The organism is Cellulomonas dongxiuzhuiae (genome assembly GCF_018623035.1).
GTDB classification, from domain to species: Bacteria; Actinomycetota; Actinomycetes; order Actinomycetales; family Cellulomonadaceae; genus Cellulomonas; species Cellulomonas dongxiuzhuiae.
The window spans coordinates 2,323,099-2,337,375 of the sequence record NZ_CP076023.1 but is presented as its reverse complement, the minus strand read 5'-3'; the positions used below and the strand labels follow the sequence as shown (position 1 = coordinate 2,337,375).

Below are 14,277 nucleotides of genomic sequence, written 5' to 3'. Positions count from 1 at the left end.
ACCCGCACGCCCCACGGTGCGCGCGTGGCGCGCTTCGGTGGGCACATGGAACCTCTCCTCCTCCGGCTCGGCGAGCCGCGCGAGCTGCTCGCTCTCGTCCCGCACCTCCTCGGCTTCCAGCCCCGCGACAGCGCCGTCGCGGTGAGTCTGCGGGGGCCACGGGGGCAGGTGGGCATGGTGGCGCGGGTCGACCTCGGCGACGTCGCCGACCCGACGCACGGCCCGCAGGTCGCCCGGTCGCTGGCGACGCACCTGCACCGCGACGGCGCCCGACGTGCCGTCCTCGTCGTTTACGCCGAGACCTCCGTCCCTGCGGGCGCCGGGCTCGCCGAGGCTGCGGCCTCGCACGTGGCCGAGGCCTTCGACGTGCCCTTCGGCGGCGTCGAGGTGGTGCTCGTCGGTGACACCACCTTCCGCTGCCGCTCGTGCCAGGACACGTGCTGCCCACCTCAGGGGCACCCACTGAGCGACCTGCAGGCCACCCGGGCGGGCGCCGAGATGGTGCTGGCCGGGTCCGTGGTGGCCGCTGGACGTGAGTCGTTGGGACATGTGGCGACCGCGCCGCCCGCAGCCCGCCGTGCCGTCGCACGGGTGCGTCGGCGCCGTGCGGACGCTCGGGTGCGAGCGGCGGCGAGCGGGCCGCAGGAGCTGGCGCGGTGGCGGTCGGAGTCCCTGGCCGCGTGGCGCGCGCTGGTCGTCCGCCCGTCCACGGAGCGGGCGGTCCCGGTGTCGCGACCGGCGCTGCTGGGCCGGGTCGAGGCGGGGCTCGCCGACCGCCGGGTCCGTGACGCGGTTCTCGTCGCCTGCCTCCCGGACGCCGGCTCGCTGCCCGAGCGGACGCTCACCCAGGCCGGTCCGGACGAGGACGCCGAGGTGCGTGCGGCGATCGGACGTCTGGTGGACCCGGGGGACGGGCGACACCCGGACGAGTCGGTGCGTGCAGTGCGCGACGCCCTCGAGGACGTCGTGGCGCACGGCAGGCGCGGCGCGCAGGCGCCGGCCTCGACGCTGCTCGCGACCGTGGCCTGGTGGCAGGGTGACGGCGCGCGCGCCGCCGTGCTGCTCGAGCGGGCGCTGGACGACGACCCGGAGTACCGGCTCGCTCGGCTCATGCGCAGCGCAGTCGAGGCCGGGCTGGCGCCCGGGTGGGTGCGTCGGCAGCCATGACCGCGGCGTCGGGAGCGGCCGTCGCGGGCGACGGTGCGGCCGATCGGGTGCGTCGGTGCTGGTGGGCGGGCGCGCGTCGTCGCCGGTCAGTGGTGGTGCGTCGCGCACCTGTCGAGGTCGTGGCAGGCCTCGCGCTCGGGTAGCGTCGCCGTCGAGGCCGGCAGGGGCCAGGAGGAGGAGCGGCGATGGGAATCGTGGTCGGCTACCTGGCGACCCCCGAGGGGCACGCAGCGTTGGACGCCGCCGTGGAGGAGGCTCGACGCCGGTCCGTCCCGGTGGTCGTGGTCCTCAGCGTGCGCCGCGACGAGACGCCGGAACGTCGGGCGGAGGTCGAGCAGGCGCTGGGCGAGGTGCGCGACGACCTCACGGCGCAGGGCGTCGAGCACGACGTCCGGCTGCTCGCCGGGGGCGACGTCGCCGACGACCTCATCAGCACCGCCGAGGAGGTCGGGGCGCAGCTCGTCGTGCTGGGTCTGCGTCGGCGGAGCCCTGTGGGCAAGCTGATCCTCGGGTCCAACGCGCAGCGGGTCCTCTTCGACGCGCCGTGCCCCGTGCTTACGGTCAAGCCCGCAGGCTGACACGCGGGCATCGGCGGCGGTGTCGCCTCGCCCGAGCTCGCATGCGGCCCCCAGCCCGGTGCGGTGCGTGACGCGCGGCGCGCCCGGATGCGCGCGTCGGGAATGACCTGGCCCCTCGCGGTGTTGCAGCAGGTCGACCCCGGGGAGCGATCCACGTGCCGCCGGCGACGCGCGCGGCTGCACGCGCGGCAGGCCTCCGCGGGTCGGTACAATATCTGTCTGTCTCCCGGTCCTTCGGACTCTCCACGGTTCCGGTTGCCGCGCTGACGAAAGGTCGTTTCTTGACGTCCCAGACCCCCCACCCCGCGCTCCCGCGTGAGTTCCAGCACCCTGCGCTGCAGGAGCTGGTCATGCGTGGACGGACCCACGGGAGCGTCGACAGCGCCTCGGTTCGCGCCGCCTGCGAGGCTGCCGGCGTCGAGGACCCCAAGAGGCTGCGTGCCGTCGTCCGAGGTCTCGGTACGGCAGGCGTCGACGTGAACGACCTTGGTTCTGCCGGTCGGGCCGTCGCGGCGACGAGCGCGAAGTCGCGCCCTGCCGCGAAGGCGACCGTCACCGACGGCGCCGTCAAGCCGGCCAGGGCCGCCACGAAGTCCGCCGCTGCCAAGACGGTCGGCACCAAGACGGCCGCCGCGAAGACGACGGCGAAGGGTGCTGCCGCCAAGGCGTCCGAGGTGACGGACGAGGCCGTCGACGAGGTCGTCGACGTCGACGTCACCGAGCTGGAGGACGTCGAGGTCGCCGACACGGTCGAGGTCGAGGCGGACGACACCGAGGAGGTCGCCGACGAGACCGAGGCGAAGCCGGCGGTCGCGAAGAAGGAGGACGAGCCCGAGGACACGGGCTTCGTCTACTCCGACGCGGACGACGACGACGCCCCCGCGCAGCAGGTCGTCACGGCCGGCGCCACCGCGGACCCCGTCAAGGACTACCTCAAGCAGATCGGCAAGGTCGCGCTGCTGAACGCCGAGCAGGAGGTCGAGCTCGCCAAGCGCATCGAGGCCGGCCTGTTCGCCGACGAGAAGCTCGCGGAGATCCGCGACACGCTCGAGCCGAAGATGCGTCGCGAGCTGGAGTGGATCGCGCAGGACGGTCGGCGGGCCAAGAACCACCTGCTCGAGGCGAACCTGCGTCTGGTCGTCTCCCTCGCCAAGCGCTACACGGGCCGCGGCATGCTCTTCCTGGACCTCATCCAGGAGGGGAACCTCGGTCTGATCCGCGCGGTCGAGAAGTTCGACTACACCAAGGGCTACAAGTTCTCGACGTACGCCACGTGGTGGATCCGGCAGGCGATCACCCGGGCGATGGCCGACCAGGCCCGCACGATCCGCATCCCGGTGCACATGGTCGAGGTCATCAACAAGCTCGCCCGCGTGCAGCGCCAGATGCTCCAGGACCTGGGCCGCGAGCCCACGCCGGAGGAGCTGGCCAAGGAGCTCGACATGACGCCTGAGAAGGTCGTCGAGGTCCAGAAGTACGGTCGCGAGCCCATCTCGCTGCACACGCCCCTCGGTGAGGACGGCGACAGCGAGTTCGGTGACCTCATCGAGGACTCCGAGGCGGTCGTGCCCGCGGACGCCGTGAGCTTCACGCTGCTGCAGGAGCAGCTGCACCAGGTCCTCGACACGCTCTCGGAGCGCGAGGCCGGCGTGGTCTCCATGCGGTTCGGCCTGACCGACGGCCAGCCCAAGACGCTCGACGAGATCGGCAAGGTGTACGGCGTGACGCGCGAGCGCATCCGCCAGATCGAGTCCAAGACGATGTCGAAGCTGCGTCACCCGTCGCGCTCGCAGGTGCTGCGCGACTACCTCGACTGACGGCCACCTGACGTCCCCGAGAGCCCGGCCCGCACCGAGGGGCCGGGCTCTCGGCGTCCGTGCACCCGGGACGGCGCGCATCGAGCACCTCCACCGGCACGACGAAGGCCCCGGACCGTGGGGTCCGGGGCCTACGTGGCTCGTGGTGGTGCGCTCGTCAGCCGGCTGCGCCGGGGCCCGCACCGTGCTCGGCGAGCAGCCGGTCCGTCTCGTCCTGGACGTGCGTCGCGACCGATGCGAACTTGGGCGCGTGCTCCCGCGCGTGGTGGGCGCAGAACAGCAGCTCACCGACCGGGAGCACGACGCGGACATAGGCCTGTGCGTTGCAGCGGTCGCAGCGGTCGGCAGCCGTCAGCGGGGTCCTGGATTCCATCGTCGTCCCTGTCACATCTCCATACAACCACCCGCTCCTCGGATTCGTGCCCTCGAAGGCAGGTGGTTCGCTCTCTGCGTACAAGATCGTGACGAGGTGTCACGCGTTCGTGACCCTGGTGCAACGTGAGGTGCCACACGCGTCACAGGGCCGACACATGGTCCGGGCGTCGCCACCGGCGGCGAGCGGCATGGCGGGACGGGTGGCAGGGGCCCACCCGGATAGCATCGGCGCCGTGACGACGACCTCCGCTCAGGCCGGCTACACCGCACGGCACCTGTCGGTGCTCGAGGGACTCGAGGCCGTGCGCAAGCGACCCGGCATGTACATCGGCACGACCGACAGCCGTGGCCTGATGCACTGCCTGTGGGAGATCATCGACAACTCGGTCGACGAGGCCCTGGGTGGGCACGGGGACCGCATCGAGGTCGTGCTGCACGCGGACTCCTCGGTCGAGGTGCGTGACAACGGACGCGGCATCCCCGTGGACGTCGAGCCCAAGACCGGGCTGACCGGCGTCGAGGTCGTGCTCACCAAGCTGCACGCGGGCGGCAAGTTCGGCGGCGGCTCGTACGCGGCGTCGGGTGGTCTGCACGGTGTCGGCGCGTCGGTGGTCAACGCGCTGTCCGCGCGCCTCGACGTCGAGGTCGACCGTGGCGGGCGCACGTACCGCATGACGTTCCACCGCGGCGAGCCCGGCGTGTTCGACGACAGCGCGGGCATCAGCCCCGAGTCGCCGTTCGAGCCCTTCGTGCAGGGTTCCGAGCTCGCCGTCGTCGGCAAGGTCGCCAAGGGCGTCAGCGGTACGCGGGTGCGGTACTGGGCGGACCGGCAGATCTTCCCTCACAGCGCGGTCTTCTCCTACGACGAGCTCGTCACCCGGGCCCGGCAGACGAGCTTCCTCGTGCCCGGCCTGGCGATCACGCTGCGCGACGAGCGCCGCGTCGCCGGCACCCCCGGCGAGCACGGCCCGCACGAGGAGACGTTCCTGCACACGGGCGGCGTCGTCGACTTCGTCGAGCACCTCTCCCCGGACGGGCCCGTCACGGACACGTGGAACCTCACCGGTCAGGGCACCTTCACGGAGACGGTGCCCGTGCTCGACGACCGCGGTCACATGACGCCGCAGGAGGTCTCCCGCACGTGCGACGTCGACGTCGCCGTCCGGTGGGGCACGGGGTACGCGACCGAGGTCCGCAGCTTCGTCAACATCATCGCGACGCCCAAGGGCGGCACGCACGTGGCCGGCTTCGAGGCGGCGCTGCTCAAGACCGTGCGGGCCCAGGTGGCCGCCAACGCCCGGCGGCTGAAGATCTCGGCGAAGGACTCGTCGTCGGAGCGGGTCGAGAAGGAGGACGTGCTCGCGGGCCTCACCGCCGTGGTGACCGTGCGGCTCGCCGAGCCGCAGTTCGAGGGTCAGACGAAGGAGGTGCTGGGCACCGGACCCGTGCGTGGCATCGTCGCCCGCGTCGTCGAGCAGCAGCTCACCGAGATCTTCGCGTCGCCCAAGCGTGACCACAAGGCGCACTCGTCGCTCCTGCTCGACAAGGTCGTCGGGGAGATGCGCGCGCGAGTGTCGGCCCGCAAGCAGAAGGAGATCTCGCGCCGCAAGAACGCGCTCGAGTCGTCCTCGCTGCCCGCCAAGCTCGCGGACTGCCGCATCGACGACGTCGCACGCAGCGAGCTGTTCATCGTCGAGGGCGACAGCGCGCTCGGGACCGCGAAGCTCGCCCGCAGCTCGGACTTCCAGGCGCTGCTGCCGATCCGCGGCAAGATCCTCAACGTCCAGAAGGCGTCCGTCGGCGACATGCTGAAGAACGCCGAGTGCGCCGCGATCATCCAGGTGGTGGGCGCAGGGTCGGGTCGCACGTTCGACCTCGAGGCCGCGCGCTACGGCAAGATCGTCCTGATGACCGACGCCGACGTCGACGGCGCGCACATCCGCACGCTGCTGCTCACGCTGTTCTTCCGGTACATGCGTCCGCTCGTGGAGGACGGGCGGGTGTACGCCGCCGTGCCGCCGCTGCACCGCATCGAGGTCATCGGTGCCGGGTCGCGCAAGAACGAGTACGTCTACACCTACTCGGAGGCCGAGCTCGCGAGCACCCTGAAGAAGCTCGACCGCGCCGGCAAGCGGTACAAGGACGACATCCAGCGTTACAAGGGCCTGGGGGAGATGGACGCCGACCAGCTCGCCGAGACGACGATGGACCCGCGTCACCGCACGCTGCGCCGGGTCCGGATCGGCGAGGCGGAACAGGCCGCCGCCCAGGTCGAGAAGGTGTTCGAGCTGCTCATGGGCTCGGACGTGGCCCCGCGCAAGGACTTCATCGTCGCCAACGCGCACGCGCTCGACCAGTCCCGCATCGACGCCTGAGCGCACCGGCGCACGACACCAGGACGGCGTGCGTCGCACACAAACCGGTGGCCTGCGCGCGACACGCACGCGAGGCTGGTGCCCATGACTGACACGATCGCCCCCCTGGACGTCCGCGCGGCGGCACCCGCGCACGTCCCGGTCCCCGGACCCGACCTCGGCCTGGCCTGGCGGCCGGCGACGGTGCAGGACGCCGCGCGGATCACCGCGTTGCGGGTCCGCTCGCAGGAGGCCGACGGCCTGCCGTACCGGGCCTCGGAGGCCGAGACGACCCAGGAGCTCACGGGGGAGTGGCGCGACCTGCGGCTGGACACTCTCCTGGGGTTCGACGCCGACGGGACGGCGCGCGCCTGGGCGCACGCTGACACCTCCCCGGGCGACGAGCGTGTCGTGCGGGCCTTCGTCGAGGGCACCGTCGACCCCGCATGGCGCGGTCGTGGCGTCGGCACCGCGCTGGTGGCATGGTCGCAGGCGCGCGCGCGGCAGCTGCTCGCGGGGTCCGGCAAGGAGCTCCCGGCACGGATCGCCACGTACTGCGACGACGCGACGCCGGAGGTGGCCCGCGTGTACGAGGCCGCCGGCTTCCGACCCATCCGCTACTACACCGAGATGCGTCGGGCCCTGGGCCTCGCGCTGCCCGACGTGCCGCAGGTCGACGGCGCGCGCGTGGTGCCGTGGGCGCCCGAGCTGGACGACGCGGTCCGACGCGCCCACAACGACGTGTTCGCCGACCACTGGGGCTCGGAGCCCCGAACGCCGGAGCAGTGGCGCCAGGGCCGGGCGATGTTCGCCCCGACCTGGTCGTTCGTCGCCCTCGACGACGCAGACCGGGTCGCCGGCTACGCGGTCTCCGGGCGGTACGAGCATGACTGGGCCGCGGCCGGGTTCTCGTCCGGGTACACCGAGCTGCTCGGGGTGCGCCGCGAGTGGCGCGGACGTCGCCTCGCGGTCGCGCTTCTCGCCACGGTGATGCGCGCGTACGCGGACGACGGCATCGAGTACGCCGAGCTGGACGTCGACACGGAGAACCCGTCCGGTGCCCACGGCCTCTACGCCGCGCTGGGCTACGAGGTCGCGCACTCGTCGACGATGCTGACGATCGAACTGTGAGTCCCGGCGCCTCCCGGCACTGTGAGATCGACCGGGACGCGCGCCCACGGCATGTCGGGCACCCCGGGACGGTTAGGGTCTGTGGACATGACCGACGTGCTCGACCTGCAGGACGTGACGATCCGCCGGGGGGCGACGACGATCCTCGAGGACCTGTCGTGGCGCGTCCAGGACGCGGAGCGCTGGGTGGTGCTGGGTCGCAACGGCGCCGGCAAGACGACCCTGCTGCAGGTGGCCTCCGGTCGCATGCACCCGACGTCCGGCACCGCGACCCTGCTGGGTGCGCGCCTGGGTGCCACCGACGTGTTCGAGCTGCGGCCCCGGATCGGCCTCGCCAGCGCGGCGCTCGCCGACCGCATCCCGTCGGGCGAGACCGTGCGGGACGTCGTGCTGACCGCGGCCTACGGCGTGACGGGTCGCTGGCGCGAGGCGTACGAGACCGTCGACGAGGCGCGTGCGACGGACCTGCTCGCGGCCTTCGGCGTCGCCCACCTCGCGGAGCGCTGGTTCGGCACCCTGTCCGAGGGGGAGCGCAAGCGCGTGCAGATCGCCCGCAGCCTCATGAGCGATCCCGAGCTGCTGCTCCTCGACGAGCCCGCCGCAGGCCTCGACCTGGGGGGACGGGAGGAGCTCGTCGGCGCGCTGGCCGAGCTCGCGCGGGACCGGCGCTCACCCGCGCTGGTGCTCGTCACGCACCACGTCGAGGAGATCCCCCCGGGCTTCACGCACCTGCTGCTGCTGCGCGCCGGCCGGGTGTTCGCCGCCGGGCCGATCGACGAGACGCTGACCGCCGAGAACCTCTCCGGTGCGTTCGACGTCCCGCTGCGTCTGGACCACGTCGACGGCCGCTGGTCCGCCCACGCGACGGGTGCGGTCACGGCCTGATCGTGGCCGTACCGTGACCCGCCGCCCACAGGTTCGCAAAGCCATCGCATAGGATCGTTCCACGGACGACGGCGATCGCGGAGGTGGCGGGCATGGGATGGCTCTGGTGGGTCGGGGGAGCCCTGACGCTCGGCATCCTCGAGATGCTGTCGCTGGACCTCGTGCTCGTGATGTTCGCCGGGGGCGCCCTGGCCGGTGCGCTGGCGTACGCGCTGGGAGCACCCGTGGCCGTGCAGATCCTCGTCGCGGCGCTCACCGCGATCATCCTCCTGGCGACGCTGCGGCCCTGGCTGCTGCGGCACCTCAAGGGCCGCGTGGACCTGCCGGAGACGAACGCCGCTGCCCTCGTCGGGCGGCCGGCGACGGTCGTCTCCACGGTCGACGGCACCACCGGTCGGGTCAAGCTCGTCGGTGAGGTGTGGACCGCCCGTACCGCGGACGGCGGCTCCCTGCCGCCGGGCACCGCGGTCACGGTGACGAAGATCGACGGGGCCACCGCCGTCGTCAGCCCGGCCGCCGCCAACGCCCCGGGCGACACCGCCGCCCCCGGCGTCGCTCCCGCCTGACACCTGTCGACCGAGACATCCGACCCGGGCTCCCGGGTCACCGTGGCCGTCCCGGTACGGGCGGCGCAACCTGCGGAGGTCCCATGAACGACGGCCCCGGTGCCGGCCAGATCGCGCTGATCCTCGTCCTCGTCCTCGTCCTGATCTTCGTCGTCGTCGCCCTGGTGCGCGCGGTGCGGATCGTGCCGCAGGCGGTCGCGATCATCGTCGAGCGGCTCGGACGGTACAACAAGACGCTGGACGCCGGCCTGCACCTGCTGATCCCGTTCGTGGACCGGGTGCGCGCGAGCGTGGACCTGCGCGAGCAGGTCGTCTCGTTCCCGCCGCAGCCCGTGATCACCTCCGACAACCTCGTGGTGAGCATCGACACCGTCATCTACTTCCAGGTGACGTCGCCGAAGGACGCGGTCTACGAGATCGCCAACTACATCACCGGCATCGAGCAGCTGACGGTCACGACCCTGCGCAACGTCATCGGGTCGATGGACCTCGAGCAGACGCTGACGAGCCGCGACCAGATCAACGGCCAGCTGCGCGGCGTGCTCGACGAGGCGACCGGCAAGTGGGGCATCCGCGTCAACCGCGTCGAGCTCAAGGCGATCGACCCGCCGGCGTCGGTGCAGGGCTCCATGGAGCAGCAGATGCGCGCCGAGCGTGACCGCCGTGCCGCGATCCTCACTGCCGAGGGCGTCAAGCAGTCGGCGATCCTCACTGCCGAGGGCGAGAAGCAGTCGGCGATCCTGCGGGCCGAGGGCGAGGCCCAGTCGGCGATCCTGCGGGCCGAGGGTGAGGCGCGGGCGATCCTCCAGGTGTTCGACGCCGTCCACCGTGGCGACGCCGACCCCAAGCTGCTCGCGTACCAGTACCTGCAGACCCTGCCCAAGATCGCGGCGAGCCCGTCGAACAAGATGTGGTTCCTCCCGGCCGAGCTCAGCGGCGCGCTGGGCTGGCTCTCCAAGGGGTTCCAGGGCGGCGGCGGCGAGGGCGACTACCCGACCCGCCCCGCGGGCAGCTCACCGATCGCCGAGGGCGAGCTGCCCCCCGTCTCGCTGACGGACCCGAGCGAGGCGCTGGCCGAGGCACGGCGCGAGTCGGCGGCCGCGACGGCCGACGCGACGAGCGCGGGCACGCTGTCCGGCGTGCCGTTCGACCCGTCCGCCGAGCGTGGGCAGCGCCCGGGCACGGGCCCTGCGGCGCCGCAGCAGCCCGTGTACGGGTCGCCGACGCCCGCGCAGGCACCACCGGCGCCCGCGCAGCCGGCACCGACGAGCGACGAGCCCCGTCCGCCGGAGCAGCCGGCACCCTGACGCCGTCTCCTGTGCACGTCCCACACGACGCCGGTGCCTCCCGCGGGTGCCGGCGTCGGGCTGTCCGCCCTCGGCGGAATGGTCGTGCGTCGGTGCCACGCGGGGGGCATCGTGTACCTGCCGTGGTCGGCCCGCCCCCGCGGTCGGCCGTACGGATCCACCGGGGGACCGTCGCAGGGAAGGGCGCCGTCCATGCTTGTCCGTCTCCTGCGGGAGCACCTGAGGCCCTACCGGGGCGCCGTCGTCGCCGTGCTCGTGCTGCAGCTGGTGCAGGTCATCGCGACCCTCTGGCTCCCGAGCCTGAACGCCGACATCATCGACGACGGTGTCGCGCAGGGGGACACCGCGACCATCTGGCGTCTCGGCGGCGTGATGCTCGGCGTCAGCCTGGTCCAGGTCGTCGCGTCCGTCGCGGCCGTCTGGTTCGGCGCACGCACGGCGATGGCCTTCGGCCGTGACGTGCGGGCACGGCTGTTCGCCCAGGTGCAGTCCTACTCCCAGCAGGAGATGGGCAAGTTCGGTGCACCGACGCTCATCACCCGGACGACGAACGACGTCCAGCAGGTGCAGATGGTCGTGTTCATGACCTTCGTGTTCCTCGTGATGGCGCCGCTGATGCTCGTGGGCGGCGTCGTGATGTCGCTGCGCGAGGACGTGCCCCTCTCGGGGCTGCTGCTCGTGATCGTGCCGGTCCTGGCGGTCGTCATCGGCCTGATCGTGTCGCGCATGGTCCCGTGGTTCCGGCAGATGCAGACGCGCATCGACGCGGTCAACCGCGTCATGCGCGAGCAGCTGTCCGGGGTGCGCGTCATCCGGGCGTTCGTGCGCGAGCGCCAGGAGCAGGCGCGGTTCGAGGTGGCCAACACGGACCTCTACATCGCCTCGCTGCGGGCGGGCCTGCTGTTCGCCCTGATGTTCCCGGTCGTGATGCTGGTGATGAACCTCTCGAGCGTCTCGGTGGTGTGGTTCGGGGCCCAGCGGGTCGACGCCGGTCAGATGCAGATCGGGTCGCTGATCGCGTTCCTCAGCTACATCATGTTCGTCCTCATGGCCGTGATGATGAGCTCGATGATGGTCGTCATGGTCCCGCGGGCCATGGTCTCCGCCGACCGCATCAGCGAGGTCCTCGACACCTCCACCACCGTCGTGCCGCCGGAGCGTCCCGTCGCCTTCCCGACCGGCGCGGCGGCGCGCCCCGGGCTCCTCGAGCTGCGGGGTGTGGAGTTCCGCTACCCGGGGGCCGAGGACCCGGTGCTCCACGACGTGTCCTTCGTCGCCGAGCCCGGCCGCACCACGGCGATCATCGGCTCCACGGGCTCCGGCAAGACCACGTTGCTGCACCTCGTGCCACGTCTGTACGACGTCACCGGGGGGCGTGTCCTCATCGACGGCGTCGACGTGCGCGACGCCGACCCGGTCGCGCTCGGCAGCCGCATCGGGCTCGTGCCGCAGCGACCGTACCTGTTCACCGGCACCGTGCGCAGCAACCTCCAGTTCGGCAAGCCGGACGCCGACGACGACGAGCTGTGGCACGCGCTCGAGGTGGCGCAGGCCCGGCGCTTCGTCGAGGAGCTGCCCGACGGGCTGGACGCCCCGGTGGCGCAGGGAGGTACCAACCTGTCCGGGGGCCAGCGCCAACGCCTCGCGATCGCGCGCGCCCTCGTCCGGCGCCCGAGCATCTACCTGTTCGACGACTCGTTCTCGGCCCTCGACTACGCCACCGACGCCGCCCTGCGCGCCGCTCTGGTGCCGGAGACGCGCGCGGCCACGGTCCTGGTGGTCGCGCAGCGCGTCGCGACCATCCGGTCGGCGGACCGCATCCTCGTCCTGGACGAGGGACGCGTCGTGGGGGACGGCACGCACGACGAGCTGCTCGCGTCGAACCCCACGTACCAGGAGATCGTGTACTCCCAGCTGAGCGCGCAGGAGGCGGCATGAGCGCCACGACCAAGGAAGCGCGGCCCGCCGGCCCGCCGCCGGGCGGTCCGCGCGGCGGACCCATGGGCATGGGCCTGGGGATGCCCGGTCAGAAGTCGATGAACTTCCGCGGGTCCCTGCGGCGCCTGCTCACGGTGCTGCGGCCCGAACGTGCCCGGCTCATCGCGGTCCTCGTGCTCGGCACGCTGTCCGTCGCGGCCGCGGTCGCCGGTCCCAAGCTCCTCGGGACCGCCACCGACGTGCTGTTCGAGGGCGTGGTGTCCCGCCAGCTCGTGCAGGTCGTCCCCGCCGGCACGACGCAGTCGCAGGCCGTCGAGGCGCTGCGCGCCGCCGGCCAGGACCAGCTCGCGGACCTCGTCGGCGGCATGTCGGCCCTGACCGTCGGGGCCGGCGTGGACTTCGAGAAGCTCGGCTCGATCCTGCTGATCGTGCTCCTGGTGTACGTCGCGGCGTTCTTCTTCGGCTGGCTCCAGGGACGACTGACGGCGCGTGCCGTGCAGAACACGGTCCGACGGCTGCGGTCGCAGGTCGAGGAGAAGATCGGCCGCGTCCCGCTGTCCTACTTCGACCGGCAGCCCCGCGGCGAGCTGCTGTCCCGCGTCACCAACGACATCGACAACGTCGCGCAGACCGTGCAGCAGACGCTGTCGCAGCTGGTGACGTCGGTGCTCACGGTCATCGGCGTCCTCGCGATGATGTTCTGGATCTCGCCGCTGCTCGCGGTCGTCGCGCTCGTCACCGTCCCGCTGTCCGTGGTCATCGCCGCCGCGATCGCCAAGCGCTCGCAGCCGCAGTTCGTCGAGCAGTGGGCCTGGACCGGCAAGCTCAACGCGCACATCGAGGAGATGTTCACCGGGCACGCCCTCGTGACCGTGTTCGGGCGCCAGGACGAGGCCGCCGCGACGTTCGCCGAGCGCAACGAGCGGCTCTACGACTCGGCGTTCAAGGCGCAGTTCATCTCGGGGATCATCCAGCCGGCCCTGGGGTTCGTCGCGAACCTCAACTACCTGGTGGTGGCCGTGGTCGGAGGGCTGCGCGTCGCGTCGGGGACGATGACGCTCGGCGACGTGCAGGCGTTCATCCAGTACTCACGGCAGTTCACGCAGCCGATCACGCAGATCGCGTCGATGGCCAACCTCCTGCAGTCGGGCGTCGCCTCGGCCGAGCGGGTGTTCGAGCTCCTCGACGCCGACGAGCAGTCGCCGGACCCCGTGCAGCCCGCCGCGCTCGCGCCGCGCGTGCAGGGCCGGGTCGCCTTCGAGGACGTGTCGTTCCGCTACGAGCCCGACACCCCGCTCATCGAGCACCTGTCGGTCGTCGCGGAGCCCGGCCAGACCGTCGCGATCGTCGGACCGACCGGTGCCGGCAAGACGACGCTGGTCAACCTCATCATGCGGTTCTACGAGGTCGACGCCGGCCGGATCACGCTCGACGGCGTGGACACGCGCGACCTGACGCGTGACGCCCTGCGCTCGCAGATGGGCATGGTCCTGCAGGACACGTGGCTGTACCAGGGCACGATCGCGGAGAACATCGCCTACGGCGTCGACGAGGCGACGCACGTGCAGATCGTCGAGGCGGCGGTGGCTACCCACGTCGACCGCTTCGTGCGGACGCTGCCCGACGGCTACGACACCGTGCTCGACGACGAGGGCGGCGCGGTCTCGGCGGGCGAGAAGCAGCTGCTGACCATCGCGCGCGCCTTCCTGGCCGACCCGGCGATCCTCATCCTCGACGAGGCGACGTCCTCGGTCGACACGCGGACCGAGGTTCTCGTGCAGCACGCGATGAACGCCCTGCGCGTCGGGCGCACGTCCTTCGTCATCGCGCACCGGTTGTCGACGATCCGCGATGCCGACGTCATCCTCGTCATGGAGCACGGCCAGATCGTCGAGAAGGGCAGCCACGACGAGCTCGTGACCGCCGGAGGTGCGTACGCGCGGCTCTACGAGAGCCAGTTCGCCGCCGCGGCGGACCCGGCCCAGTGAGCGCAGGGAAGGCCGATCGCGCGGGCTGACGGGGCCGACCGAAGGTCCCACGAGGGGCCACTGGCTGCGACGTAGCGTCGAGAGGGACGACCACACCCGCTCACGAGACGAGAGGGTCGAGCCATCAACGCGACCGCCGCCACCACACCCACGCACCCGTCAGCCGGAGCC

The 14,277-nt window shown here is 72.2% G+C and carries 11 protein-coding genes; 10 read left to right on the top strand and 1 reads right to left on the bottom strand.

The window, feature by feature from the left end:
* Window positions 1-45 precede the first annotated feature (45 nt).
* From KKR89_RS10430 to KKR89_RS18300, 3 genes are all read left to right on the top strand, one after another.
* The gene (locus KKR89_RS10430) at window positions 46-1,167 is read left to right on the top strand and encodes a DUF4192 domain-containing protein (protein ID WP_208195287.1); all 1,122 of its coding nucleotides are present in this window, start codon (window positions 46-48) and stop codon (window positions 1,165-1,167) included.
* A 185-nt stretch (window positions 1,168-1,352) separates the two neighbouring features.
* Window positions 1,353-1,745, top strand: coding sequence for a universal stress protein (locus KKR89_RS10425; RefSeq protein ID WP_208195286.1), 393 nt, complete (start codon window positions 1,353-1,355; stop codon window positions 1,743-1,745).
* A 281-nt stretch (window positions 1,746-2,026) separates the two neighbouring features.
* Window positions 2,027-3,562 (top strand): RNA polymerase sigma factor, encoded by a 1,536-nt coding sequence (locus KKR89_RS18300; RefSeq protein ID WP_243882226.1) that lies wholly within the window; start codon window positions 2,027-2,029, stop codon window positions 3,560-3,562.
* 157 nt (window positions 3,563-3,719) lie between these two features.
* Here KKR89_RS18300 and KKR89_RS10415 read toward each other — a convergent pair whose 3' ends face one another.
* Window positions 3,720-3,935 carry a DUF7455 domain-containing protein gene (locus KKR89_RS10415; protein ID WP_191779853.1) on the bottom strand — a complete coding sequence of 72 codons (216 nt, stop codon included), beginning with the start codon at window positions 3,933-3,935 and terminating at the stop codon, window positions 3,720-3,722.
* A 235-nt stretch (window positions 3,936-4,170) separates the two neighbouring features.
* Here KKR89_RS10415 and KKR89_RS10410 point away from each other — a divergent pair, with 235 nt between their 5' ends.
* The 7 genes from KKR89_RS10410 (at window position 4,171) to KKR89_RS10380 (ending at window position 14,106) form a co-directional block, all read left to right on the top strand.
* Entirely contained in the window at window positions 4,171-6,312 is a 2,142-nt protein-coding gene (locus tag KKR89_RS10410; protein WP_208195285.1) for a DNA gyrase/topoisomerase IV subunit B, read from the top strand.
* A gap of 84 nt (window positions 6,313-6,396) precedes the next feature.
* A complete protein-coding gene (locus tag KKR89_RS10405) occupies window positions 6,397-7,422 on the top strand; it encodes a GNAT family N-acetyltransferase (protein WP_208195284.1) in 1,026 nt (341 codons plus the stop codon).
* Between the two features lie 87 nt (window positions 7,423-7,509).
* Window positions 7,510-8,307: an ABC transporter ATP-binding protein gene (locus KKR89_RS10400; protein WP_208195283.1), complete on the top strand. Its 798-nt coding sequence runs from the start codon at window positions 7,510-7,512 to the stop codon at window positions 8,305-8,307.
* A gap of 92 nt (window positions 8,308-8,399) precedes the next feature.
* Window positions 8,400-8,873: an NfeD family protein gene (locus tag KKR89_RS10395; RefSeq protein WP_208195282.1), complete on the top strand. Its 474-nt coding sequence runs from the start codon at window positions 8,400-8,402 to the stop codon at window positions 8,871-8,873.
* 83 nt (window positions 8,874-8,956) lie between these two features.
* Window positions 8,957-10,180, top strand: coding sequence for an SPFH domain-containing protein (locus KKR89_RS10390; protein ID WP_243882225.1), 1,224 nt, complete (start codon window positions 8,957-8,959; stop codon window positions 10,178-10,180).
* A gap of 192 nt (window positions 10,181-10,372) precedes the next feature.
* The gene (locus KKR89_RS10385; protein WP_208195281.1) at window positions 10,373-12,118 is read left to right on the top strand and encodes an ABC transporter ATP-binding protein; all 1,746 of its coding nucleotides are present in this window, start codon (window positions 10,373-10,375) and stop codon (window positions 12,116-12,118) included.
* On the top strand, window positions 12,115-14,106 hold the full coding sequence (locus KKR89_RS10380; RefSeq protein WP_208195280.1) for an ABC transporter ATP-binding protein: 1,992 nt from the start codon (window positions 12,115-12,117) through the stop codon (window positions 14,104-14,106). Before KKR89_RS10385 ends, KKR89_RS10380 begins: the two co-directional genes overlap by 4 nt.
* Window positions 14,107-14,277: the final 171 nt, after the last annotated feature.